Below are 24,990 nucleotides of genomic sequence, written 5' to 3' on the forward strand. Positions count from 1 at the left end.
TTTGACGGTGTTCGGCGAAATAGCCTGAAATTAAGGTAAATTCGCCCCCCATTCTGTTTCTAGCCGTTGGAGTTCCCATGGATTTGCGAAAACTCAAGACCCTGATCGACCTGGTGTCCGAGTCCAATGTTTCTGAGCTCGAGATCACCGAGGCCGAGGGCAAGGTTCGCATCGTCAAGGGCGGGGCTGCCGTGGTGCAGCAGTTCGTCGCTGCTCCCGTGCAGGCGCCCGTCGCCGCGGCCGCGCCCGTTGCTGCGCCGGTGGCTGAGCTGCCTGCGCCCGCCGCCGCCGCTGCCGCCCCCACGGGCCATGTCGTCAAGTCGCCCATGGTGGGCACCTTCTACCGCGCGCCCAGCCCCGGTGCCAAGCCTTTTGTGGAGGTGGGCAGCCAGGTCAAGGAGGGCGAGACCATCTGCATCATCGAGGCCATGAAGATCCTCAACGAGATCGAGGCCGACAAGTCCGGCACGGTCACGCGCATCCTGGGCGAGAACGGTCAGGCGGTGGAATACGGTCAGCCCCTGTTCGTGATCGAATAAGGCGGATCGACGCTCATGTTCAAGAAAATTCTGGTTGCGAATCGAGGGGAGATCGCCCTTCGCATTCAGCGCGCCTGTCGCGAGATGGGCATCAAGGCGGTGATGGTGTACTCCGAAGCCGACCGCGACGCCAAGTACGTCAAGCTCGCCGAGGAGGCTGTGTGCATCGGCCCGGCACCCTCGCCGCTGTCGTATCTCAACATGCCGGCCATCATCTCGGCCGCCGAGGTGACGGACGCCGAGGCCATCCATCCCGGCTATGGCTTTCTCTCCGAGAACGCCGACTTTGCCGAGCGTGTGGAAAAGAGCGGCTTCCAGTTCATCGGCCCCACGCCCGAGAACATCCGCATCATGGGCGACAAGGTCTCGGCCAAGCAGGCCATGATCAAGGCCGGTGTCCCCTGTGTGCCGGGTTCGGACGGTGAACTGCCCGACGACCCCGTGCAGATCCGCCGCATCGCCAAGAGCATCGGCTACCCCGTGATCATCAAGGCTGCGGGCGGCGGCGGTGGCCGCGGCATGCGCGTCGTGCACACCGAGGCGGCCCTGGTCAATGCCGTGCAGATGACCAAGGCGGAGGCGGGCGCGGCCTTTGGCAACCCGGCCGTGTACATGGAGAAGTTCCTGCAGAACCCGCGCCACATCGAGATCCAGGTGCTGGCCGACAAGCATCGCAACGCCGTGTACCTGGGCGAGCGCGACTGCTCCATGCAGCGGCGCCACCAGAAGGTCATCGAAGAGGCGCCCGCGCCCGGTATTCCGCGCAGGCTCATCGAGCGCATCGGCGAGCGCTGCGTGACGGCCTGCAAGAAGATCGGCTACCGCGGTGCGGGCACGTTCGAGTTCCTGTACGAGAACGGCGAGTTCTACTTCATCGAGATGAACACGCGTGTGCAGGTGGAGCATCCGGTGACCGAATGGATCACGGGAGTGGACATCGTGCGCACGCAGATCATGGTGGCCGCGGGCGAGAAGCTGCCGTTTTCGCAGCGCCAGATCCAGATCCAGGGTCACGCGATCGAATGCCGCGTGAATGCCGAGGATCCCTACAAGTTCATTCCCTCGCCCGGCCGCATAACCATGTGGCATGCGCCCGGTGGTCCCGGCGTGCGCGTGGACTCGCATGCGTACAGCAACTACTACGTGCCGCCCAACTACGACTCCATGATCGGCAAGATCATCGTGCACGGCGACACGCGCGAGCAGGCGTTGGCACGCATGCGCACGGCCCTGTCGGAGATGGTGGTCGAGGGCATCAACACCAACATCGATCTGCACCGGGAGCTGTTGGTCGACGCCAAGTTCATCGCCGGCGGCACCAACATCCACTACCTGGAAGAGTGGCTGGAACAGCGCAAGCGCTGATGAGCCAACCTCGTGCCGCAAGGCACAAGGATGCTGGCATCTGGTGACGGATGCCAGCATTTTTTTATCGACGAACCGAAAGACGCCGCCATGTTTGAGTTGAGCCTGCTGTGCCCCGAGGACCGGGTGGAAATTCTGAGTGACGCGCTCGACGCGCTGGAGGCGCTGAGCGTCTCGGTGGAGGACGCCGATGCACAGACCGAGGCCGAGCAGGCCCTGTTTGGCGAACCCGGCATGCCTGCGCCACGCGAGGGCTGGCAGCGCAGCCGCCTCTCGGCGTTGTTCGCCACGCAGCAGGCGGCCGACGAGGCCGTGCGGCTGCTGCAGGCGCAGGACTTTTTCGAGGACTGCAGCGTGCTTGGAATCGCGGCCGTGCCGGAGCAGGATTGGGTGCGCCTGACCCAGTCGCAGTTCGATCCCGTGGCCATCACACCGGATTTCTGGATCGTGCCGACCTGGCATGACCTGCCCGCCGCAGCGCGGCGCAGCATACGCCTGGATCCGGGGCTCGCCTTCGGTACCGGCACGCATCCCACGACTCGCATGTGTCTGCGCTGGATCGCGCGCCAGGGTGGTGAAGGCGGTGGTGCTGCCCTCGGGCGGGTGCTCGACTATGGCTGTGGCTCCGGCATCCTGGCCATCGGTGCGGCCAAGTTCGGCGCCGTGGATATCGATGCCGTGGACATCGACATGGCCGCGGTGGAATCCACGCGCCAGAACGCGCAGGCCAATGGCGTGCAGCTCCATGCCGGCCTGCCCGAGCAGGCGCAGGGCCTGTACCAGACGGTTGTGGCCAACATCCTCGCCATCCCCCTGAAGGTGCTGGCGCCCTTGCTCTGCGCCCATGTCGCCGAAGGCGGGCATCTCGTGCTCGCCGGCATCCTCGAGCGCCAGGCGCAGGAACTGCAGGAGGCCTACGCGCCCTGGCTGCGTCTGGAGGTGGCCGACAGCGAGGACGGTTGGATTCTCATGACGGCGCGCCGCTGAGAGGCGCCCGGACAGCGGACGCACACCTACAATCCACGGCGCATGAGCCAGATCACCCGCTGCCCCCACTGCGCAACGACCTTCAAGGTGGTTGCGGACCAGTTGCGGATATCCGATGGCTGGGTGCGGTGTGGGCAGTGCAAGCAGGTCTTTGATGCGACCGAGTGCATGCTGTCCAGCATGCCGTTGTCGCAGGCATCGTCGGGTGATGATGTGGATGCTCGCAGCGCGACAGCCGTCTCGCAGCCTCCGGAACTCCCGGAACTCCCGGAACTCCCGGAACTCCCGGAACTCCCGGAACTCCCTTCTGGTGCGCCACCATCCGCCATGCCCGAGGAAGTCGGGCAGCATCGGGCGCTCGAAGAATCTGCAGACCAGCCCGTGTCCGTCTCGGCCTTGCTTGTCGAGCGCGCGCCGTTGATCGAGGGTGGCTCGCATGCGGTGGGGGATGACACGGGCCGTGAGACGGCAGGGCAGGCAATTGATCACGACGACGGTGCCGACCGGGTCGAGGCGGACCTGAGTCCGGCCCCCTTGTCCGCCTTGCTTCGACATGAGGCGTCGCCCGATGCCCAGATGGACGGCGCGCCGATCGCGCCGGCGGTTGTGGGCTATGAGCTGCCCGGAGCCTCCGAAGAGGACTCATCCTGGCCCGATGATGCGCTGGATGCGGCGGAGACTGCGGCAGACGCTGCATCGCCCGAGGCGCGCCATGACGGGCCGAAGGAGTTGCCGGGCGCGACCGAATCGGGCAGTGATGAGGAGCGTGATCAAGGGGCTGCCGCGCTTGATGGGCTTGAATCACTGTCGTCGGAGCCGATTCCTGTCGAGGAAGCCGTGGTCCTTCCAGCGGAAGCCCTGCTCGATGGCCCCCAGGCAGCCCCCGATACCTCTGGCGACGAGCCCAGCTTTGTCACCTCGGCGCGGCGCAATGCCGTGTGGCAGCGGCCCGGGGTGCGCGCGGCCTTGGGCCTGGCTGCGCTGTGCCTGGCGCTGCTCCTGGGCTTGCAGGTGGCCTTGCAGGAGCGTGACGCCATTGCCGCGCGAAGTCCCAATGCGCATGCCCTCATGGTGCGGATCTGTGCGGTGTTGCAATGCACGCTGGAGCCACCGCGACGCATTGATGCGGTGGTCATCGACAGTTCGTCCTTTGTGAAGGCGCGCGACGATGCGCAGACCTACCAGCTGAAGGTCGGCGTCAGGAACAACTCGACGCTTGCGGTTGCCATGCCCGCGCTGGAACTCACCCTGACGGATGCGCACGACCAGACACTGCTGCGGCGCGTGCTGTTGCGCGAGGAATTGGGCGCGCCCGTGCAGCTGGAGCCCGGCGCCAGCTGGAGCGCGACCCTTCCCGTGCTGGTCACGCAGGATGCCGCTCAGGTGGCAGGCTACCGCGTGCTGGCCTTCTATCCCTGAACTTTTCCTTTCACGACTTGACCTATGGCAGCGCTGATCTGCGGTTCCCTGGCATTTGACAACATCATGACGTTCCAAGGGCGGTTTGCCGAGCAGATACTGCCCGAGCAACTGCATATCCTGAACGTGTCCTTCCTCGTGCCCACGCTGCGCCGCGACTTTGGCGGCTGCGCGGGCAATATTGCCTACAGTCTCAAGCTGCTCGGTGGTGAGCCCAAGCCCATGGCCATGGTGGGGGCCGATGGTGTCAACTACCTGGACCGACTGCAGCAGCTTGGTATCGACACTGCTCTTGTGGGCAAGGTCGATGACACCTACACCGCCCAGGCCATGATCATGACCGACCTGGACAACAACCAGATCACGGCATTCCACCCGGGGGCCATGATGCAGGCACACCGAAACCACATAGCTCCCGACTGTGGCGCGCATGTCGGGATCATTGCGCCCGATGGGCGCGAGGCCATGCTGCAGCACGCGGCCGAATTTGTCGCTGCCGGAATACCGTTTGTGTTCGATCCGGGGCAGGGGTTGCCCATGTTCAATGGCGAGGAACTGCGCGGCTTCATTGCACAGGCCAGCTGGATTGCGGTCAACGACTACGAGGCCAGGATGCTGTGCGACAGGACCGGCTGGACGCTGGCCGAGATGTCGCAGCAGGTGCGTGGTCTGGTCGTCACTCTTGGTGCCGACGGCTGCGAGGTTTGGGAGCAAGGCGTGAGTACCAAGGTCCCCCCGGTCAAGCCGGCGCAGGTGGTCGACCCCACCGGTTGCGGTGACGCGTGGCGTGGCGGCCTGCTCTATGGGCTCGAGAAGGGCTGGCCCCTGGTGCGCTGTGCGGAGCTGGGCAATCGCCTCGGGGCACTGAAGATCGCTCAGCGTGGACCGCAGAACTATGTGCTCGATTTCACGCCAGCGTAGTCCGGGGCTGGCGGCCTGGGAAGAAGTCCGAGGCGATGCCTGTTGATCCCTGCCGCTGCCTGCACCGTCACGGAGTGGGCGGTCGAGGACTGTAGGCCTGCCCGCAATCGACAGATGCCGCCGCAGGCTCCATAAGAAAACCCGGCGCAGGCGCCGGGTTCAGGCGATGAGCGTCCAGTACCCTCAGGGCTTGCCGCCCGTGGGGAAGGGCCATGCGGCCTGGGGGTTGAGCGTGGTCTGCGCTGCAGGCGCAGCCGCAGCCACGGGAGCCTTGGCTACGGCCTTCTTCTTGGCTGCAGGTGCCTTCTTTGCTGCTGCAGCCTTTTTGGCTGGGGCCGCGGCCTTCTTGGCCGGAGCGGCCTTCTTTGCTGCTGCCGCCTTCTTGGCGGGTGCTGCCACCTTCTTTGCCGCTACCGCCTTCTTGGACGGTGCTGCTGCCTTCTTTGCTGCTGCGGCCTTCTTGGCGGGTGCTGCCGCCTTCTTCACAGCCGTTGCCTTCTTGGCGGGTGCTGCCGCCTTCTTGGCCGTCACGGCCTTCTTGGCGGGTGCTGCCGCTTTCTTCACGGCCGCTGCCTTCTTGGCGGGTGCTGCTGCCTTCTTGGCCACTGCGGCCTTCTTGGCGGGTGCAGCAGCCTTCTTGACCGCGGCGGCCTTCTTGGCAGGCGCTGCCTTCTTTGCGGCTACGGCCTTCTTCGCGGGTGCTGCAGCCTTCTTGGTCGCGGCGGCCTTTTTGGGGGGTGCAGCCTTTTTGGCTGCGGGTTTCTTCGCAGTTGCCATCATTTTCTCCTTGGGTCGATTTGCAAAGAGCACTCCACGCCTGCATTGGGCATGGAGCGATCCATGGCAACGACACAATGCGCGTCACCACGAATGCGGGAACGCCACCGCCCCGCGGCGCCTAGGGACGCCGGGTGCGAGGAGCGTGGTTGAAGACTCATGACCTGGTGTTGCGGGATTCAATCCCAGGACAGCGCCCCGCCGGTCTGGTACTCGATGACGCGCGTTTCGAAGAAGTTGCGCTCCTTCTTCAGGTCGATCATCTCGCTCATCCAGGGGAAGGGATTTTCTTCATTGGGGAACAGCGCATCGAGCCCGATCTGCGTGGCGCGGCGGTTGGCGATGTAGCGCAGGTAGCCCTTGAACATCGAGGCGTTCATGCCCAGCACGCCGCGCGGCATGGTGTCCTCGGCGTAGCGGTATTCGAGGTCCACGGCCTTGTGGAACAGCGCGGTGATCTCGGCCTTGAACTCGGGTGTCCACAACTGCGGGTTTTCGAGCTTGAGCTGGTTGATCAGGTCGATGCCGAAGTTGCAGTGCATGGACTCGTCGCGCAGGATGTACTGGTACTGCTCGGCCGCGCCCGTCATCTTGTTCTGCCGGCCCAGCGCCAGGATCTGCGTGAAGCCCACGTAGAAGAACAGACCTTCCATCAGGCATGCAAAGACGATCAGGCTCTTGAGCAGCGTCTGGTCGTTCTCGGGTGTGCCCGTCTGGAAGGCCGGGTCCATGATCGCCTCGATGAAGGGGATCAGGAATTCGTCCTTGTCGCGTATGGATGCGATCTCGTTGTAGGCATTGAAGATCTCGCCCTCGTCCAGGCCCAGCGATTCCACGATGTACTGGTAGGCGTGGGTGTGGATGGCTTCCTCGAAGGCCTGGCGCAGCAGGAACTGGCGGCATTCGGGCGCCGTGATATGGCGGTAGGTGCCGAGGACGATGTTGTTGGCGGCGAGCGAGTCGGCCGTCACGAAGAAGCCCAGGTTGCGCTTGACGATGCGGCGCTCATCCTCGGTCAGGCCGTTCGGATCCTTCCACAGCGCGATGTCGCGCGTCATGTTGATCTCCTGCGGCATCCAGTGGTTGGCGCAGGTGGCCAAGTACTTTTCCCAGGCCCACTTGTACTTGAACGGCACCAGCTGATTCACATCGGTCTGGCCGTTGATGATGCGCTTGTCGACGGCCGACACACGCCGGTGCTGTGGGGCTGCGTTGGCGGGCTTTGCGGGAGAGATGGGCGTGTCGGCCTGGCCGCCCTGCGCGAGGCCGCCATCCAAGAGTATTTGCGCAGAGGGCTTGACTTCGTCGTCCCAGGTAAGCATAGATTTTCCCGTTGGTGAATTATGGAAGCAGTGCTTCAAAATGAAAAGCACCGAAGCGTTGCCACGCCGTGATTTGTTGCTTCACGACCGCAAAGGCCGGGTGCATGGAAGTGCTCCCGGCCTCTGCCTGGTGCCGTTCACTGGCAGGCTTCGCAGCCGGGGTCGTCGATGGCGCAGAACTTCACGTCCGTTGCGGGCATTGCGGCCGCGGCGCCAGTGGCGGGAGAGGGGGCTTGCGCGTCCGATGCCACGGCATTGAGCTGGCGCGTGTTCACCGTGCTCATCTCCACATGCGTCGCGCTTTGCGTGCGCAGGTAGTAGGTGGTCTTGAGGCCGCGCAGCCAGGCGAGCTTGTACGTCTCGTCGAGTTTCTTGCCCGAGGCGCCGGCCATGTAGATGTTCAGGCTCTGCGCCTGGTCGATCCACTTCTGGCGGCGCGCCGCGGCCTCCACGAGCCACTCTGGCGCGACCTCGAAGGCCGTGGAATACAGCGCCTTGATGTGCTCGGGCACACGGTCGATGGCGTGCAGCGACCCCTTGAAATGCTTCAAGTCCATGAGCATGACCTCATCCCACAGGCCCAGGGCCTTGAGGTCGCGCACCAGGTACTGGTTGATGACGGTGAACTCGCCCGACAGGTTGGACTTGACGGCCAGGTTGCCGAACGAGGGCTCGATGGACGCATCCACGCCCACGATGTTGGAGATGGTGGCCGTGGGGGCAATGGCCACGCAGTTGCTGTTGCGCATGCCGTCCCGCGCGATCTTCTGGCGCAGCGCATCCCAGTCCAGGCGCGTGCTGCGATCGACCTCCACATGGCCGCCGCGCTCGCGCGCGAGCAGCTCCAGCGAGTCGAGCGGCAGAATGCCCTGCGACCACAGCGAGCCCTGGTAGCTCGAATACTGACCGCGCTCGCGCGCCAGCTCGGTGGAGGCCCAGTAGGCGTAGTAGCAGATGGCCTCCATCGATGCATCGGCAAACTCCACCGCGGCGTCGCTCGCGTAGGGAATGCGCAGCGCGTACAGCGCATCCTGAAAGCCCATCAGGCCCAGGCCTACGGGGCGGTGGCGCAGGTTGGAGTCGCGCGCCTTGTCCACGGCGTAGTAGTTGATGTCGATGACGTTGTCCAGCATGCGCATGGCCGTGGCCACGGTGCGGCGCAGCTTGTCGTGGTCCACCTTGCCATCCTTCAGGTGCTGGGCAAGGTTCACCGAGCCCAGGTTGCACACGGCGGTCTCGGTGTCGCTGGTGTTGAGCGTGATCTCGGTGCACAGGTTGCTCGAATGCACCACGCCCACATGCTGCTGGGGCGAGCGGATGTTGCACGGGTCCTTGAACGTGATCCAGGGGTGGCCGGTCTCGAACAGCATGGACAGCATCTTGCGCCACAGGTCCACGGCGGGCACGCGCTTGAACAGCCTGAGCTCGCCGCTGTCGGCCTTGGCCTCATAGGCCGTGTAGGCGCGCTCGAAGGCCTGGCCGTAGAGGTCGTGCAGGTCGGGCACGTCCGACGGCGAGAACAGCGTCCATTGGCCCTTGTCGATGACGCGCTTCATGAACAGGTCGGGAATCCAGTTGGCCGTGTTCATGTCGTGCGTGCGGCGGCGGTCGTCGCCGGTGTTCTTGCGCAGTTCCAGGAACTCCTCGATGTCGAGATGCCAGCTCTCCAGATAGGTGCAGACCGCGCCCTTTCTCTTGCCGCCCTGGTTCACGGCCACGGCCGTGTCGTTGACGACCTTGAGGAAGGGCACCACGCCCTGCGACTCGCCGTTCGTGCCCTTGATGCGCGCGCCCAGCGCGCGCACGCGCGTCCAGTCGTTGCCCAGGCCTCCGGCGAACTTGGACAGCAGGGCGTTTTCCTTGATGGATTCGTAGATGCCGCCGAGCTCGTCGGGCACCGTGGTCAGGTAGCAGGACGACAGCTGCGAGCGCAGCGTGCCGCTGTTGAACAGCGTGGGCGTGCTGCTCATGAAGTCGAACGAGGACAGCAGCTCGTAGAACTCGATGGCGCGCGCGTTGCGGTCGTCCTCCTGCAGCGCCAGGCCCATGGCCACGCGCATGAAGAAGGCCTGGGGCAGTTCGATGCGCGTCTTGCTCACGTGCAGGAAGTAGCGGTCGTACAGCGTCTGCAGGCCCAGATAGTCGAACTGCTGGTCGCGCTCGGCCTTGATCGCCTGGGCCAGGCGCGGCAGGTCGAACGTCAGGAGCTCGGGGTTGAGCAGCTCGTGATCGACGCCCTTCTGGATGAAGCCGGCGAAGTAGCCCTGGTACGCCGCCTGCATGTCGGCCGGCTGCACGCCCTGGCCCAGCACTTCGCGCACGATGGTGTGCAGCAGCAGGCGCGCCGTGGCGTAGCTGTAGCCGGGGTCCTTCTCGATCAGCGTGCGCGCCGCGAGGATCGATGCCTTGTACACCTCGTCCATGGGCACGCCGTCGTACAGGTTGCGCATGGTCTCGGCGGTGATCGGGGCGGCCTGCACCTCCTGGCCCAGATTGGCGCAGGCGGACTCGATCAGTGCCTGCAGGCGCAGCACATCGAGCTCCACGCGCTGGCCACGGTCCTGCACGTACAGCGCGGGCATTTGCGGGTGCAGCTGCTCCTTCTTCTGCGCGCGCTCCTGGGCGCGGCGCTCGCGGTACAGCACATAGGCGCGCGCCACCTCATGGTGGCTGCCGCGCATCAGGCCCAGCTCCACCTGATCCTGCACGTCCTCGATGTGGAAGGTGCCGCCGCTGGGGCGCGAGCGCATCAGCGCGCGAACCACCGTGCGGGTCAGCTCGTCCACGACCTCGCGCACGCTGGCCGAGGCCGCGCCCTGCGTGCCATGCACGGCGAGAAAGGCCTTCATCATGGCCACGGCGATCTTCTGCGGCTCAAACGGCACGACCGCACCATTGCGCCGAATGATTTGGTAGTGACTGAATGTATCGCCAGCGATGTCGGGAGCGGGCGTGGCCGTGGTTTGCGAGGGTGTTGTGGGCTGGGTATGGGCGTGAACGGGCGCAACTTGCATGGGTTCCTCTGGGCTGTGTCCTGGGGTTGGCCGCGCCGGGCAGGCAGCTGCCGGTGGGCGGGGTGGTGACGCGTGAGTGTGCTGCGTAACACTATATCTATGGTATCTTTGCGATTCAAGACACTATTGGTAGTGTATATCCGTATGGTGCCCGATTCTTCGAATCTGCGTCCAATGAGGAAAAAACTACCCATGCCCCCGGCGTCGAGGGAGCAGGCGGGGCATGTGTGGGCGCCCTTCGCGCTCAGCGTGCGCGGCTGTTCAGCGGCGTGGCAACAGGTGGAAACACAATCCCCGAGCCGGCGAACGCGTGCCGCAGCCATGGCCAGTCAAAGCCCGGGCCGGGGTCTTGCTTGCGATGGGGCGCAACATGTTCGTGGCCGGCGATGTAACGGATGGGGTGGCGTTGCGCGAGGGCCCGGCACAGGCGCAGCAGACAGCGGTACTGTGCGGCCTCAAAGATCAGGCCTTCCAGGCCTTCGAGCTCGATGCCGATGGAGTCGTCGTTGCACGCGTCGCGTCCGCGATAGTGCGAGCGCCCGGCATGCCAGGCGCGCCTGTCAACGTCCACGAACTGCCACAGCCGGCCGTCCCTGGCGATGAAGAAATGGGCCGACACCTCCAGTCCGCGGATGGACGCGAAGTAGGGATGCGCGTCCCAGTCCAGCCGGTTCGTGAACAGCTGCTGCACGGCCTGGCCGCCGTATTCGCCCGGCGGCAGGCTGATCGAGTGCACGACGATCAGGTCGATGACGGCGCCCTCCGGTCGCCTGCCGTGGTTGGGGGACGGGAGACGGTGTGCGCCTCGGTACCAGCCGCCCTGCCATGGTGCGGTCGGTTGCGTCACGGGTTCACTGCGTGGCGCCATGGGGGGCTTCGTCTCGCGGAACAGGGATGTGCAGGCGCTGCATGCGGTAGCGCAGCTGGCGCACGCTCAGCCCCAGGCGCGTGGCCGTGGCCGTCTGGTCATTGACCGTCTCGCGCAGGGTCTGCTCCAGGAGGCTTCGCTCCTGCGCGTCCAGCCAGGCGCGCAGTCCATCGGTGCGCGCTGTGGCGCCGGCGGTCATGGGTGTCGGGGGCGTGGGCGCGTCCGCGGCTTGCGCCTGGGGTAGCGATGTGCCGGGTTCCATGGTGGCGGGCGCGGGGAGATCGATATGCAGCTCCTGCCCGTCGCTCAGGGCCACGGCACGGTGCAGCAGGTTCTCGAGTTCGCGCACATTGCCCGTGAGCGGATGCTGGGCGATGCGCGCAAGCGCCGCCTCGCTCAGGCGCGGTACCTTGATGCCCGACTCCTGTGCGATGCGTGCGAGCAGGGCCTCGCACAACGCGGGCAGATCCTCGCGGCGCTCGCGCAGCGGTGGAATCACCAGTTCGATCACGTTCAGTCGGTAGTACAGATCCTGGCGGAAGCGCCCTGCCTGCACATCGGCGGCCAGGTCGCGGTGCGTGGCGCTGACGATGCGCACGTCCACCGCTTCCTCCTGCGTCGCGCCCAGGGGGCGGATGCTGCGCTCCTGAATCGCGCGCAGCAGCTTGGACTGCATGGCCAGCGGCAGGTCACCGATCTCGTCGAGGAACAGCGTGCCGCCGCGCGCGGCCTGAAAAAACCCCTCGCGATCGCTGCTGGCGCCCGTGTAGGAGCCCTTGCGTGCGCCGAAGAATTCGGCCTCCAGCAGACTCTCGGGGATGGCGCCGCAGTTCACCGCGATCATTGGTCCGCCGGCGCGCTGGCTGCTCGCATGCAGGGCGCGTGCGACGAGCTCCTTGCCCGTGCCCGATTCGCCATGGACCAGCACCGGCGCCATGCTGCGTGCCACCTTGGCGATGCGCTGCTTGACGTTGCGCATCGCGACCGAATCGCCTATCAGGCGTGCCAGCGTGGGATTGTCCGCGGCCGCCCCGGGGCTGTCGCCGGGGGTGGCCCTGGCGGCCGCCAGCACGCCGCCCGTGCCCTGTATGGCCGATGCCACGACCGAGCGGAACTGCTTCAGGTCCACGGGCTTGGTCAGGTAGTCGAATGCGCCCGCGCGCAGCGCCTCCACGGCGTTCTCGGCGGATCCGTAGGCCGTCATGACCACGCAGCGCTCCGGGCGTTGCTGCTCGCGCAGCTCATGCAGCAACTCCAGTCCCAGGCCGTCGGGCAGGCGCATGTCGGTGATCACGGCGTCGAAGGACTGCGCATGGAGCTGCGTGCGCGCCTCGCCCACGCTGCCTGCGGTGTCCACGCGGTAGCCTTCGCGCAGCAGGGTCAGCTCGTAGAGCATGCGCAGGTCGGGCTCATCGTCGACGACGAGGATGCTGGCTGCAGTGGCGTTCATGAATGCGGAATCCGGGAATCTCAGACCACGAGGGTGTCAAACAGTGAATTCGTCTCGGCCGGGCGCGTGGTGCCGCGAAAGCTGACCGTGAAGGCGTTGCCGGCCACGGCGCCGCGGCCGAGCATGCGGGTGGCGCGCTGGTAGCCGATGCTCGCGCCATGGCGCTGACACAGCTGGCGGCAGATGTACAGGCCCAGGCCGCTGGAGCGGCTCTCCGACGAGAAGAAGGGCTCGAACAAATGGCGCTCCACGGACTTGTCGAGCGGTTCGCCATCGCTCCAGATCTGCAGGTGCACGGGGGCGCCCTCGGTGGCACGCGTGCTCAGCAGCAGGGAGTCCTCATGCGGCCCCTTGTAGCGCAGCGCATTGTCCAGCAGGTTCACCAGCACGCGGCGCAGGTGCTCTGCGTCAAACGCCACCTGGGCCGTGCCGGCCTCCAGCAGCAGCAGGCCCTGGCGTCGCGCGGGGTCCTGGGCCTGCCAGTCCTGCCAGATCTGGGTCACGCAGGCGTCAAGGGTCAGCGTGGCGGAGGGGCCTTGGTCGATCTGGTGCTGTACGCGTGCGATGTCGAGCACATCCTCGGTGATGCGCACCAGTCGCTCGGCGTTCTGCGCGATCATGTGGCTCAGGCGCTGGTGGCCGGGGTCGCGCAGATCTTCGGCCAGCAGCTCGTTGGCCTGGACAATGGCCGTCAGGGGGTTGCGTATCTCATGCGCCACCGCCGCCGACATGCGTCCCATGGAGGCGAGCTTCTCGGCGCGCAGTCGCGCCTCCATCTCGCGCAGGTCGTGCAGGAACATGACGCACAGTGACTCAACGTCTGCGCCGCGGGCCGCATCGGGCGCATGCGTGAGTCGCGTGCGCACGCGCAGCCCCATGGGCGGATGCCCCTCGTGCAGGATGTTCACGTCGCAATGCTGCGGTTGGGCCTGCTCGAACGTGGCCTGCGCCAGCCGCATGAGCGGCTTCCAAGCCTCGGTGTGGGCCAGCATGAACGGCATGGCTGTCCTGGCATCGGGCCCCAGCAGCAGCAGTGCGGCCGGGTTTGCCAGGCGCACCAGTCCCTTGCCATCGAGCACCAGCACGCCGTCGGCGACATGCTGCATGACCAGCGCGCTGACGGCCATCTGCGTGCGCGCATCCATCTGGCTGCGCCGGGCCACCTGCTGCTCGCGCGTGATCCTCGTGGCCAGCTGGTTCACGAGGTAGGCCACGAGAAAATAGCCCGTGCCCGTGAGCCCGGTCTGCAGGTAGCGCTGCGCGGCATCCCCCCCTCCATGCTGGCCCAGCCACCAGGCCAGGGCCAGCAGCAGCAGTGTCACGCACGCGGTCGTGCCCAGCGCCAGCGTCAGCGTGCCCAGCACGCCGGCCATCAGGATGGGCAGGCCAAACAGGGCCGTGAAGTTCATGCTGCCCGTCTGGGCCAGTGTCTGCAGCAGGGCGATGGCGGCGATATCGAGCCCGATCGTGGGCAGCCACTGGATGCCCGGACGCGGATCGGGCGGCAGGCGCGCATCGAAGATCCGCACCAGCGCGGTGGCCAGCAGATAGCCCAGTGCGACGCCGAGCATGACCAGGTCGCGCGACTGGTTCAGGGCCATGGCCAGCAGCTGCAGCAGCACCAGGGCCTGTGCCACCAGCACGCGCGCCGTCAGAAACGTGTGCCACAGACGCTGGAAGGGCTGACGGTTGGCGTGGGTGGACGGGAGGGTGTTGGCTGTCATGGGCTCGTCAGCCCCCCCGGTCCTGGTGCGCCTGGCAGCAGTAGCTGCGCCCGTCCTTCCACAGCGCCTCGTCCTTGGGTACATGCACGCCGCAATGAGCGCAGCGCACCATGTCCTGCACCGCGGGGCCGCGCGGGCGCGGTGCCGCCGCGCCCGGGCGCGCAGATCCGCTGCGCTGGCTGCGCCACAGCGCATAGACGACGGCGATCACCGCCAGCACGATGAGGTACTTCATGGCCTGCTCAACCCGGGCGCCTGAGCACCACCTCAAGCACGAAGCGCGAGCCCACATAGGCCAGCAGCAACAGCATCGCGCCCGCATAGACCATGCGCACGGCGCTGCGGCCGCGCCAGCCAAACCGGGCGCGCCCGAGCAGCAGCACGGCGAACGCGATCCAGGCCAGCACCGAAAACACTGCCTTGTGATCCCACAGCCAGGCGCGGCCGTAGAGCTGCTCGCTGAACAGCCAGCCCACGACCAGGGTGGCCGACAGCAGGGCAAAGCCCCAGCGCACGAAGCGGAAGGTCAGGCGTTCGAGCGTCAGCAGCGGCAGGCTGCTGTGCAGGTGCACGGCCTGGCGCATCTGCTGCTCCGCCCGGCTCATGAGCCAGGCATGGGCCACGGCCGCGGCAAACAGGCCGTAGCAGGCAATGCCCAGCGTCAGGTGCAGCGGCATCCAGGGTGACGCCGTGACATGCAGGGGCCGGCCCGGAAACACTGCCGCCAGCAGCACCGCGACACCGCCGAGCGCGCCCAGCGCCCAGCGCGCGCGCATCTGCGGGAACAGCTCGCGCTCGAGTGCGTAAATGGTCAGGACCAGCCAGGCCGTCATCGACAGCGCGGCGGCAAAGCCGAAATGGGGCGTGTTGCCCAGCTGGCTCCAGACGATGGTGATGGCATGCAGCCCCCAGGCCGGTGCCATGGCCAGGTGGCTGCGTCTTCCATGGCCGCGCGAGGCCACGGCCGCCCCCAGCACATAGGCGGCAGCGGTCACCAGGGCCAGCAGCCATGCCGACGGGGATGCACTGGGTAAAATCATGGGCTCGAAGTTTAGCCCCTCGCTCCTGCATCCCAGGGTCGGGCCGTCGGCGGGCGCTGCAGTCTCGCGGCCGACGCATCTGGAACACTTGGCACCATGGCCTCCGCACTCACCGAAAAACTATCCCGACTCGTCAAGGAGATGCGCGGCCAGGCCCGCATCACCGAATCCAACGTGCAGGACATGCTGCGCGAGGTGCGCATGGCGCTGCTCGAGGCCGACGTGGCCCTGCCCGTGGTGCGCGACTTCATCGCCCGCGTCAAGGAAAAGGCCATGGGCCAGGAGGTGCTGGGAAGCCTCAAGCCCGGCCAGGCGCTGGTGGGCATAGTCAACCAGGAGCTCGCCGCCACCATGGGCGAGGGCGTGGCCGACATCAACCTGGCCGCGCAGCCGCCCGCCGTCATCCTCATGGCCGGCCTGCAGGGTGCGGGCAAGACCACGACCACGGCAAAACTTGCCAAGCACCTGATCGACAAGCGCAAGAAAAAAGTGCTTACCGTCTCGGGCGACGTGTACCGCCCCGCGGCCATAGAGCAGCTCAAGACCGTGAGCAAACAGGCCGGCGCCGAGTGGTTCCCGAGCACGCCCGACCAGAAGCCGCGCGACATCGCTCTGGCCGCCCTCGACTACGCCAGGAAGCATTACTTCGACGTGCTGCTGGTCGACACCGCCGGGCGCCTGGCCATCGACGAGCTGTTGATGCAGGAAATCAAGGACCTGCACGCGGTGCTGAACCCGGTGGAGACGCTGTTCGTCGTCGATGCCATGCAGGGCCAGGATGCGGTCAACACGGCAAAGGCCTTCAAGGAGGCGCTGCCGCTCACCGGCATCGTGCTCACCAAACTGGACGGCGACTCGCGTGGCGGCGCCGCGCTGTCGGTGCGCTCCATCACCGGCGCGCCCATCAAGTTTGCCGGCGTGTCCGAGAAGATCGACGGCCTGGAGGTGTTCGACGCCCAGCGCCACGCGCAGCGCGTGCTGGGCATGGGCGACATCGTGGCGCTGGTCGAGCAGGTCACGGCCGGCGTGGACATGGAGGCCGCGCAAAAGCTCGCCGCCAAGGTCAAGAGCGGCGACGGCTTTGACCTGAACGACTTCCTCGCCCAGCTGCAGCAGATGAAGCAGATGGGCGGGCTCTCCAGCCTCATGGACAAGCTTCCCACCCAGCTCACGGCCAAGGCCGGTCAGGTGGACATGGACAAGGCCGAGCGCGACATCCGTCGCAAGGAGGGCATCATCTGCAGCATGACCCCGGCCGAGCGCCGCAAGCCCGAGCTCATCAAGGCCACGCGCAAGAAGCGCATCGCCCTGGGCGCGGGCGTGCAGGTGCAGGAGGTCAATCGCCTGCTCAATGAGTTCGAGCAGATGCAGGGCATGATGAAGAAGATGAAGGGCGGCGGCCTCATGAAGCTCATGAAGAAGATGGGCGGCATGAAGGGCGGACTGCCGGGACTTGGCGGTATGCCGCGCTTCTGAAAGAATAGCTGCTCGCGCTTGACTGACGGGGGCTGCAGCCGATTTTTGCTTGATTCCTGCGCCGTGCGCACGTGCTCCCCATGCGCCTGAGCGGATCGGAGGCGAGTCCCTTTCTTCACGGGGGCGGGACGCCCGTCATCGGGGCCGTGGCGCGGCCGCTGGCGGCATACTGGCAACCTCTTGACCACCACAGCAAAGGAGAGCATTGCCCATGACCGCCTTCACCCTCACCAGCCCCGACATCGCCGCCGGCAGCACCATAGACCAGAGCTTTGAGTTCGACAGCTTTGGCTGCACGGGCCGGAATCAATCGCCCGTGCTGCGCTGGAGCGGCGCGCCCGTGGGCACCAAGAGCTTTGCCGTGCATGTCTACGACCCCGACGCACCCACGGGTTCGGGCTTCTGGCATTGGTACGTGATCGACCTGCCGCCCACGGTGACGGAACTGCCCGCCAATGCCGGCGCCCAGGGCGGCGCCAATCTGCCCCAGGGCGCGCGTCAGATCCGCAACGACTACGGCAGCTACGCCTGGGGCGGCATGTGTCCGCCGCCCGGCGACAAGCCGCACCGCTACATCTTCACGGTGCATGCGCTGTCGGTGGCGCGCATCGACGTGCCCGACGACGCCCCGGCCGCGCTGACCGGCTTCATGGTCAATGCCAACACCCTGGCCAAGGCGAGCTTTACCGCGACCTACGGACGATGATGGGCGGCCCTGCGGGTTGTTTTTGACCATCAAACAAGGTGCAACCCATTGCTCAACAAGCGAGAGCAGCTCTTGTTTGTGTAGCGTAAGGCAGGGCCGGCGTTCGAGCTGAGAAGGCGCCACACACCACACCCCGCGCACTCGTCATCCCCGTCATCCCCGTCATCCCCGCGAAGGCGGGGATCCAGTTTTCCCCGGAGACCGGTGGATTCCCGCGTGCGCGGGAATGACGGGAGGTGGGGGCTCCGTGGATCCCTGTCTTCGCGGGGATGACGGTGGACGGCCGACCAACGGAAATCGCTGCGCGAGCCTTTTTACGTATAGCGCTTGGCGCGCAGATTGTTCTTCATCTGCTGCAGCACGGGCTGCAGGGGCTCGCCGATGCGCAGCGCCACGCAGGTGGCAAGCACATCGATGATGAGCAGGTGCAGCAGGCGCGAGGCCATGGGGCTGTAGCGGTCATAGCCCTCGGGATGGTCGGCGGCCAGGTGGATGCGGCAGCTGTGCGCCAGGGGTGAGCCGCTGGCCGTGATGGCGATAGTGGTGGCGCCGTTCTTGCGCGCGATGTCGGCCGCGTCCATGAGGTCGCGCGTGCGGCCCGAGTTGCTGATGATCACCGCGCAGTCGCCCGGGCCGAGCAGCGTGGCGCTCATGACCTGCATGTGGCCGTCGCTCGTCGACAGGCTGGTGATGCCCAGCCGGAAGAACTTGTGCTGCGCGTCCTGCGCCACGATGCCGGAATTGCCCGCGCCGTAGAACTCTATGCGCCGCCCGGTCTTCCAGGTGGCGGCGATGGCCTCGGCGGCGCGCTCGAGCAGCTGGGTGCTGGCGGCGTTGCGGTACTGCAGGAATGCGGCCACGGCGTTGTCCACCACCTTGACCAGCACGTCGCCGGTCTTGTCGTCGGCGTCCACGCTGCGGTGGATGAAGGGCACGCCCTCGCTCACGCTGCCCGCCAGCTTGAGCTTGAAGTCGGCCAGCCCGTCATAGCCCATGCTGCGGCAAAAGCGCACCACCGTGGGCTTGCTGACCTGGGCGCGCTCGGCGAGCTCGCGCACCGGCAGACGCGCGAAGGCGCGCGCGTCCTTGAGCACCAGGCGCGCCACGCGCTGCTCGGCCGGAGCCAGAGAGGGGAGGGAGGCGGTGATGCGGTCGAGCATGGCGGGGCGGGATGGCGCGTGGGGCTGCAAGGGCAGGAATGTAACGCGGTTTCATGCGAGGGCGGGCGCTTACACTACGCGGTTGCCCACGGGGAGCCACGCGCGCCCCGGCACGACAACGAGGACTCGCATGAACCAACTCGACGCACTCAAGCAATACACCACCGTGGTGGCCGACACCGGGGACTTCAGGCAACTCGCGCAGTTCCAACCCCAGGACGCGACGACCAACCCCTCGCTGATCCTCAAGGCCGTGCAGAAGAGCGAATACGCACCGCTGCTCAAGGACTGCGTGACGCGCTGGCATGGCCGCGGCATCGACGAGCTCATGGACCGCCTCATCGTGCGCTTTGGCTGCGAGATCCTGTCCATCATCCCGGGGCGCGTGTCCACCGAGGTCGACGCGCGCCTGTCGTTCGACACCGCAGCGACGATTGCGCGCGCCGAGCGCATCGTCGAGCTCTACCAGGCCGAAGGCGTGCACATCGATCGCGTGCTCATCAAGATCGCCGCCACCTGGGAGGGGATAGAGGCCGCGCGCCGGCTCGAGGCCAAGGGCATCCACACCAACCTCACGCTGCTGTTCTCCTTCGCCCAGGCCGTGGCCTGCGGCCAGGCCCGGGTGCAGCTGATCTCGCCCTTTGTCGGCCGCATCTACGACTGGTACAAGAAGCAGGCTGGCGCCAGCTGGGACGAGGCAGCCATGGCCGGCGCCAACGACCCAGGTGTGCAGTCCGTGCGCGCCATCTACAACCACTACAAGCATTTCGGCATCGCCACCGAGGTCATGGGCGCGAGCTTTCGCAACACTGGCCAGATCATCGCGCTGGCCGGCTGCGACCTGCTCACCATTGCGCCCGAGCTGCTCGCCCAGCTCTCGGCCAGCGAGGCGCCCGTGGCGCGCGTGCTCGACCCCGAGGCCGCACGCCGCGTGAGCCTGGAACCCGTGCAGTACGACGAGGCGGGCTTTCGCTACGCGCTCAACGCCGACGCCATGGCCACAGAGAAGCTGGCCGAGGGCATACGCGCCTTTGCCGCAGACGCGGCCAAGCTCGAACAACTGATGCAAGCCGCCGCATGAGTTTTGCAGACCCGCGCACGCGCTGCGACCGCACGACCGCCTGGCAACGCCTGCGCGCGCATTTCGAGACCGCCGGCCGGGGCTTCGACCTGCGCGCGGCGTTTGCGCAGGACGCGGGGCGCTTTGAGCGTTTCAGCCAGCAGGCGCCCCATGTGTTTGCCGACCTGTCCAAGAACCTGATCGACGCTCCCACCGAGGCGCTCTTGCTCGACCTGGCGCGCGAATGCGGCCTGGAGGCCTACCGCGACGCGATGTTCGCGGGGGCACCCATCAACCACACCGAGCAGCGCGCCGTGATGCACTGGCTGCTGAGATGTCCAAAGGATTTTCTGGCTCCAGACCAATCAGGACGGGCGCTGGCAGCTACGGATATCGTAGTGAATGGCCTGCGCGACGTGCACGCCACGCTGGACGCCATGCTTGCCTTGGCCGAGCGCGTGCGCGCCGACGAGGCCATCACCGACATCGTGAACATCGGCATAGGCGGCTCGGACCTGGGGCCGGCCATGGTGGTCAAGGCGCTCGAGGACCTGCGCCACCCGGGCAAGCGCCTGCACTTCGTCTCCAACGTCGACGGCATGGAACTCGGCAGCCTGCTGCGCTACCTGCGTCCCGAGCGCACGCTGTTCCTCATCGCCTCCAAGACCTTCACCACGCTGGAGACCATGACCAACGCCCAGGCCGCGCGCGCCTGGTTTCTGGCGCAGGGCGGCAGCCGGGAGGGGTTGAAGCGGCATTTCTATGCCCTCACCACCAACCTGGAGGCGGCGCAGCAGTTCGGCATCACCACCACGCTGGGCTTCTGGGACTGGGTGGGCGGGCGCTATTCGCTCTGGTCCGCCATAGGCCTGCCGATCGCCATCGCCATCGGTGCGCAGGGCTTTCGTGCGCTGCTGGCCGGTGCCCATGCCATGGACGAGCATTTCCGCTGCGCGCCACTCGAGTCCAACCTGCCCGTGCGCCTCGCGCTGCTCGACCTCTGGTACCGCAACTTCCACGGCTTCACGAGCCGCAGCATGGCGCCCTACAGCCATGGACTGCGCCGCCTGCCGGCCTATCTGCAGCAGCTGGAGATGGAGAGCAACGGCAAGGGCGTGGATGCCCAGGGGGCGCCACTGCCCTATGCCACCGCGCCCGTGATCTGGGGCGAACCCGGCACCAACGGCCAGCACGCCTTCTTCCAGATGATCCATCAGGGCCCGGACATCGTGCCCGTGGAGTTCATCGCGCTGCGCGAGGCCGGCCATTACCTGGCCGACCACCACCCGCGCCTGGTGGCCAACGCCCTGGCCCAGGCCCGCGCGCTGATGATGGGCCGCCCCAATGAGGCCTGCGGCCACCGGCGCTTTGCGGGCAATCGGCCCAGCAGCTTTCTGCTGCTCGAACGACTGGATCCGACCGCGCTCGGCGCGCTCATTGCGCTGTACGAGCACCGCGTGTTCGCCAGCGGCGCGCTCTGGTGCATCAACAGCTTCGACCAATGGGGCGTGGAACTGGGCAAGACCATCGCCCGTGACCTCGAGCCGCGCCTGGCCACGGGCGACGTTGCCGGGCTCGATGCCTCCACCGCCGGGTTGCTGCGGCGCCTGGCCTGAACGCCGTCCCGTACCCCGTCATCCCCGCGAAGGCGGGGAATCAGGTCTCCCCGCACACCGGTGGATTCCCGCGTGCGCGGGAATGACGGCGCATCAAAGGCCCGCCCGCAGCGCCTGCAGGTGCTTGTCTTGCACTCGGCGCCATCCATCTCCCCGTCATCCCCGCGAAGGCGGGGATCCAGCTCCCCCCGCAGACCGGTGGATTCCCACGTGCGCGGGAATGACGGGAGGTGGGCGCGGGACTGACGGGCCGCGCACGAAAAAGGCCCGCAGGCAGAACCTGCGGGCCTTTGCTTGGCTGTCCGGCGCCCCGGTGCGAGGCGCCAGCGGCCGGGCCGATTACATGCCCATGCCGCCCATGCCACCCATGCCGCCCATGTCGGGCATGCCAGCGGCGGGGGCTTCGTCCTTCGGAGCCTCGGCCACCATGGCCTCGGTCGTCAGCAGCAGCGAGGCCACGGAAGCGGCGTTCTGCAGGGCCGTGCGCGTCACCTTGGTCGGGTCCAGAATGCCCATTTCCAGCATGTCGCCGTAGGTGTCGTTGGCGGCGTTGAAGCCGTAGTTGCCCTTGCCACCCAGCACCTGGTTGACGACCACGCTGGCTTCGCCGCCGGCGTTGTTCACGATCTCGCGCAGCGGGGCCTCGATGGCCTTCATGATCAGCTTGATGCCGGCGTCCTGATCGGCGTTGTCACCCTTGATGTCGCCTGCGGCCTGGCGTGCGCGCAGCAGGGCCACGCCACCACCGGCCACGATGCCTTCTTCCACGGCAGCGCGCGTGGCGTGCAGGGCGTCTTCCACGCGGGCCTTCTTTTCCTTCATCTCGACCTCGGTGGCAGCGCCCACCTTGATCACGGCCACGCCGCCGGCCAGCTTGGCCACGCGCTCCTGCAGCTTCTCGCGGTCGTAGTCGCTGGTGGCTTCCTCGATCTGGATGCGGATCTGCTTGACGCGGGCCTGGATGTCGTCGGCATTGCCGGCGCCGTCGATGATGGTGGTGTTTTCCTTGCCCACTTCGATGGTCTTGGCCTGGCCCAGATCGGCCAGCGTCACCTTCTCGAGCGACAGGCCCACTTCCTCGGCGATGACCTTGCCGCCCGTCAGGATGGCGATGTCTTCCAGCATGGCCTTGCGGCGGTCGCCGAAGCCAGGAGCCTTGACGGCCACGACCTTCAGGATGCCGCGGATGGTGTTGACCACCAGGGTCGCCAGGGCCTCGCCCTCGACGTCCTCGGCGATGATGAGCAGCGGACGGCCGGCCTTGGCCACGGCTTCCAGCGTGGGCAGCAGGTCACGGATGTTGCTGATCTTCTTGTCGAACAGCAGCACGAAGGGGTTGTCCAGCAGGGCGACCTGCTTTTCGGGGTTGTTGATGAAGTAGGGCGACAGGTAGCCGCGGTCGAACTGCATGCCTTCCACGACATCGAGTTCGTTGTTCAGGCTCTTGCCGTCTTCCACGGTGATCACGCCTTCCTTGCCGACCTTGTCCATGGCGTTGGCGATGATCTCGCCGATGGAGCTGTCGGAGTTGGCGGAGATCGAACCCACCTGGGCGATTTCCTTGCTGGTCGTCGTGGCCTTGGAGGCCTTCTTCAGCTCTTCCACCAGGGCGGCGACGGCCTTGTCGATGCCGCGCTTGAGGTCCATGGGGTTCAGGCCGGCGGCCACGTACTTGCTGCCTTCGCGCACGATGGCCTGGGCCAGCACCGTGGCGGTGGTCGTGCCGTCACCGGCGTTGTCGCTGGTCTTGGAGGCCACTTCCTTCACGAGCTGGGCGCCCATGTTCTGGATCTTGTCCTTGAGCTCGATTTCCTTGGCCACGGACACACCGTCCTTGGTCACGGTGGGGGCGCCGAACGAGCGCTCGAGCACCACGTTGCGGCCCTTGGGGCCCAGGGTCACCTTGACCGCGTTGGCCAGGATGTTCACGCCTTCGACCATGCGGGCGCGGGCTTCACCGCCGAAAACTACGTCTTTTGCTGCCATGTGTGGCTCCTACAGAATTTGATGCAAAACAGGCTGCTAACGCTTACCCAGAAAGCGCCGGCAGCTATGAAATCATGAGTCGATTACTGCTCGACGACCGCAAACAGGTCGTCTTCCTTCATCACGAGCAGCTCTTCGCCGTTCATCTTCACGGTCTGGCCGCTGTACTTGCCGAACAGCACGCGGTCGCCCACCTTCACGCTCATGGCGATGCGGTCGCCGTCGTCGTCGAGCTTGCCGGGGCCCACGGCCACGACCTCACCCTGATCGGGCTTCTCGGCGGCGTTGTCGGGAATCACGATGCCCGAGGCGGTCTTGGTTTCGTTCTCCAGGCGCTTGACGATCACGCGATCGGCGAGAGGGCGCAGGTTCATAGGATCTCCTTGCGATGCACAAACAAAGGGTGATAACGGCGGCAGCCCCAAAGGGCTGCCTGAGAGAAAGGGTGGTGCTGTTAGCACTCAACTCTTACGAGTGCTAATAATAAGGCTGTTTTGCCCGACTTCAAGAGGGCGGGCCCGGAAACTTTGGGGCTTTGGCCATTGCCGATCGCCACTCTGCTTTCGTGCTGCCGCCATTCCACTGGGGATGCCGGTTCCCGGCCGGGTCGAGCCAAGAGCGTGTTGGTGGCAGCGACGCCCTGTGCCCGCCTTGCCGCCATGGTCGGCATGGACATGGCGGTCATCGTGTGCAATGCACCTCTGCCAATTGCGAGGCGACCGCATGGTCGAGATCGCTGGCGTGGCGTGCCCAGGAGAAATGGCGCCGCCAAGGGCCATCGGTGGCCACGCCCGTCACCGTCTGACGAGTGAGCCGCGCCTGGGGCAGGAATGCAAGCAGCTCGTCGCTGGCTCCTGTCGGGGCAACCCGGTCGCCGTCGATTCCCAGCAGGTGCACACGAGTCATGACGCGTGCGAGGCGTTGCTCGAGTTCCTGTGGCGATGTGGTGCTACCCGAAAGCCGGTAGCGGCCGCTGCGTGCATTGAAGGACCAGTCGCGCATGAAGCGGCGTGATTGGTCTCCGCCGAAGCCGAACCGGACACCGGGGTACCAGGGCAGAACGGCAGCGGCGGTGGCGATGGCATGTACCGTGGCCGCCGCGCGCAGGCGATGGGCTTGCGGCCAGCGACGCCAGTGGGCCGTACCGGCCGCGATGAGCACGAAACGTTCGACGCGGCTTGCGAGTTCGGCGCTCGCGAGCACGGCCAGTTGCGCGCCCAAGCTGTGGCCGATCAGCACGATGGGGTGCGTCGGCATTGCATCCTCCAGATGCTGGACCGCGCCTGGGATCAGTTCCTCGACGACCTCGCGGTAGCCGTAGTCGTCGCCTCGGCGCGCCCTCGAGGGATGAGCTCCCTGCCCGGGGAGCTCCAGCGTGCAGGCGGACGCTGCGACACCGCGGGCAAGCAGCCTCGAGAGAAACGGCTCGTAGAAGCGCGCGGGCACCCCCATGGCGGGAACGAAAAGTATTCTGGGAAGGGCTGTGGCCACCTCACCGTGGGTTGCAGCGGCGAACTGGTGGAGGATCAGGCGGGATTCGCTGATGGTGGACATGGGATA

General features: G+C 66.4%; 21 protein-coding genes. 9 read left to right on the top strand and 12 right to left on the bottom strand.

Annotated elements, in window-relative coordinates:
* Positions 1-77 precede the first annotated feature (77 nt).
* From accB to ABUE11_RS03220, 5 genes are all read left to right on the top strand, one after another.
* Positions 78-539, top strand: coding sequence for an acetyl-CoA carboxylase biotin carboxyl carrier protein (gene accB / locus ABUE11_RS03200; RefSeq protein WP_367067642.1), 462 nt, complete (start codon positions 78-80; stop codon positions 537-539).
* A 15-nt stretch (positions 540-554) separates the two neighbouring features.
* Positions 555-1,904, top strand: coding sequence for an acetyl-CoA carboxylase biotin carboxylase subunit (gene accC, locus ABUE11_RS03205; RefSeq protein ID WP_367067643.1), 1,350 nt, complete (start codon positions 555-557; stop codon positions 1,902-1,904).
* Between the two features lie 90 nt (positions 1,905-1,994).
* Positions 1,995-2,891, top strand: a complete 897-nt coding sequence (gene prmA, locus ABUE11_RS03210) for a 50S ribosomal protein L11 methyltransferase (RefSeq protein ID WP_367067644.1) — start codon at positions 1,995-1,997, stop codon at positions 2,889-2,891.
* Positions 2,892-2,933: 42 nt separating this feature from the next.
* Positions 2,934-4,310 (top strand): zinc-ribbon and DUF3426 domain-containing protein, encoded by a 1,377-nt coding sequence (locus tag ABUE11_RS03215; RefSeq protein ID WP_367067645.1) that lies wholly within the window; start codon positions 2,934-2,936, stop codon positions 4,308-4,310.
* A gap of 24 nt (positions 4,311-4,334) precedes the next feature.
* Positions 4,335-5,231, top strand: coding sequence for a carbohydrate kinase family protein (locus tag ABUE11_RS03220; RefSeq protein WP_367067646.1), 897 nt, complete (start codon positions 4,335-4,337; stop codon positions 5,229-5,231).
* 183 nt (positions 5,232-5,414) lie between these two features.
* Here ABUE11_RS03220 and ABUE11_RS03225 read toward each other — a convergent pair whose 3' ends face one another.
* The 8 genes from ABUE11_RS03225 to ccsA all read right to left on the bottom strand — a co-directional run bounded on the left by ABUE11_RS03225 (position 5,415) and on the right by ccsA (position 15,426).
* Complete coding sequence (locus tag ABUE11_RS03225) at positions 5,415-6,008, bottom strand: histone (RefSeq protein WP_367067647.1); 594 nt, start codon at positions 6,006-6,008, stop codon at positions 5,415-5,417.
* Positions 6,009-6,187: 179 nt separating this feature from the next.
* Positions 6,188-7,330, bottom strand: coding sequence for a ribonucleotide-diphosphate reductase subunit beta (locus tag ABUE11_RS03230; protein WP_367067648.1), 1,143 nt, complete (start codon positions 7,328-7,330; stop codon positions 6,188-6,190).
* Between the two features lie 137 nt (positions 7,331-7,467).
* The gene (locus ABUE11_RS03235; RefSeq protein WP_367067649.1) at positions 7,468-10,344 is read right to left on the bottom strand and encodes a ribonucleoside-diphosphate reductase subunit alpha; all 2,877 of its coding nucleotides are present in this window, start codon (positions 10,342-10,344) and stop codon (positions 7,468-7,470) included.
* A 244-nt stretch (positions 10,345-10,588) separates the two neighbouring features.
* Positions 10,589-11,212, bottom strand: coding sequence for a 1,6-anhydro-N-acetylmuramyl-L-alanine amidase AmpD (gene ampD, locus ABUE11_RS03240; protein WP_367067650.1), 624 nt, complete (start codon positions 11,210-11,212; stop codon positions 10,589-10,591).
* Positions 11,196-12,662 (bottom strand): sigma-54 dependent transcriptional regulator, encoded by a 1,467-nt coding sequence (locus tag ABUE11_RS03245; RefSeq protein ID WP_367067651.1) that lies wholly within the window; start codon positions 12,660-12,662, stop codon positions 11,196-11,198. The genes ampD and ABUE11_RS03245 overlap by 17 nt, the downstream gene beginning before the upstream one ends.
* Before the next feature lie 20 nt (positions 12,663-12,682).
* Positions 12,683-14,386 carry a HAMP domain-containing sensor histidine kinase gene (locus tag ABUE11_RS03250; protein WP_367067652.1) on the bottom strand — a complete coding sequence of 568 codons (1,704 nt, stop codon included), beginning with the start codon at positions 14,384-14,386 and terminating at the stop codon, positions 12,683-12,685.
* Between the two features lie 7 nt (positions 14,387-14,393).
* A complete protein-coding gene (locus tag ABUE11_RS03255; protein ID WP_367067653.1) occupies positions 14,394-14,621 on the bottom strand; it encodes a PP0621 family protein in 228 nt (75 codons plus the stop codon).
* Between the two features lie 7 nt (positions 14,622-14,628).
* Complete coding sequence (ccsA, locus tag ABUE11_RS03260; protein WP_367067654.1) at positions 14,629-15,426, bottom strand: cytochrome c biogenesis protein CcsA; 798 nt, start codon at positions 15,424-15,426, stop codon at positions 14,629-14,631.
* Positions 15,427-15,522: 96 nt separating this feature from the next.
* Here ccsA and ffh point away from each other — a divergent pair, with 96 nt between their 5' ends.
* Together ffh and ABUE11_RS03270 are read left to right on the top strand one after the other, a co-directional pair.
* Entirely contained in the window at positions 15,523-16,902 is a 1,380-nt protein-coding gene (gene ffh / locus ABUE11_RS03265; RefSeq protein ID WP_367067655.1) for a signal recognition particle protein, read from the top strand.
* A gap of 211 nt (positions 16,903-17,113) precedes the next feature.
* Positions 17,114-17,608, top strand: coding sequence for a YbhB/YbcL family Raf kinase inhibitor-like protein (locus ABUE11_RS03270; RefSeq protein WP_367067656.1), 495 nt, complete (start codon positions 17,114-17,116; stop codon positions 17,606-17,608).
* A 314-nt stretch (positions 17,609-17,922) separates the two neighbouring features.
* On the opposite strand, the gene ABUE11_RS03275 is transcribed toward ABUE11_RS03270, so the two are convergent.
* On the bottom strand, positions 17,923-18,768 hold the full coding sequence (locus ABUE11_RS03275; RefSeq protein WP_367067657.1) for an SIS domain-containing protein: 846 nt from the start codon (positions 18,766-18,768) through the stop codon (positions 17,923-17,925).
* A 130-nt stretch (positions 18,769-18,898) separates the two neighbouring features.
* Here ABUE11_RS03275 and tal point away from each other — a divergent pair, with 130 nt between their 5' ends.
* Both tal and pgi read left to right on the top strand, forming a co-directional pair.
* Positions 18,899-19,849, top strand: coding sequence for a transaldolase (gene tal, locus ABUE11_RS03280; RefSeq protein ID WP_367067658.1), 951 nt, complete (start codon positions 18,899-18,901; stop codon positions 19,847-19,849).
* Positions 19,846-21,444 (top strand): glucose-6-phosphate isomerase, encoded by a 1,599-nt coding sequence (gene pgi / locus ABUE11_RS03285; protein WP_367067659.1) that lies wholly within the window; start codon positions 19,846-19,848, stop codon positions 21,442-21,444. Before tal ends, pgi begins: the two co-directional genes overlap by 4 nt.
* 339 nt (positions 21,445-21,783) lie before the next feature.
* Here the strand turns inward: pgi and groL are convergent, their stop codons facing one another.
* The 3 genes from groL to ABUE11_RS03300 form a co-directional block, all read right to left on the bottom strand.
* Positions 21,784-23,430 (bottom strand): chaperonin GroEL, encoded by a 1,647-nt coding sequence (gene groL / locus ABUE11_RS03290; RefSeq protein ID WP_367067660.1) that lies wholly within the window; start codon positions 23,428-23,430, stop codon positions 21,784-21,786.
* An 83-nt stretch (positions 23,431-23,513) separates the two neighbouring features.
* Positions 23,514-23,804 (bottom strand): co-chaperone GroES, encoded by a 291-nt coding sequence (gene groES / locus ABUE11_RS03295; RefSeq protein WP_367067661.1) that lies wholly within the window; start codon positions 23,802-23,804, stop codon positions 23,514-23,516.
* 307 nt (positions 23,805-24,111) lie between these two features.
* The gene (locus ABUE11_RS03300; RefSeq protein WP_367067662.1) at positions 24,112-24,984 is read right to left on the bottom strand and encodes an alpha/beta fold hydrolase; all 873 of its coding nucleotides are present in this window, start codon (positions 24,982-24,984) and stop codon (positions 24,112-24,114) included.
* Positions 24,985-24,990 lie beyond the last annotated feature (6 nt).

Origin of the sequence: Oryzisolibacter sp. LB2S, assembly GCF_040732315.1 — a bacterium.
GTDB classification, from domain to species: domain Bacteria; phylum Pseudomonadota; class Gammaproteobacteria; order Burkholderiales; family Burkholderiaceae_C; genus Alicycliphilus; species Alicycliphilus soli.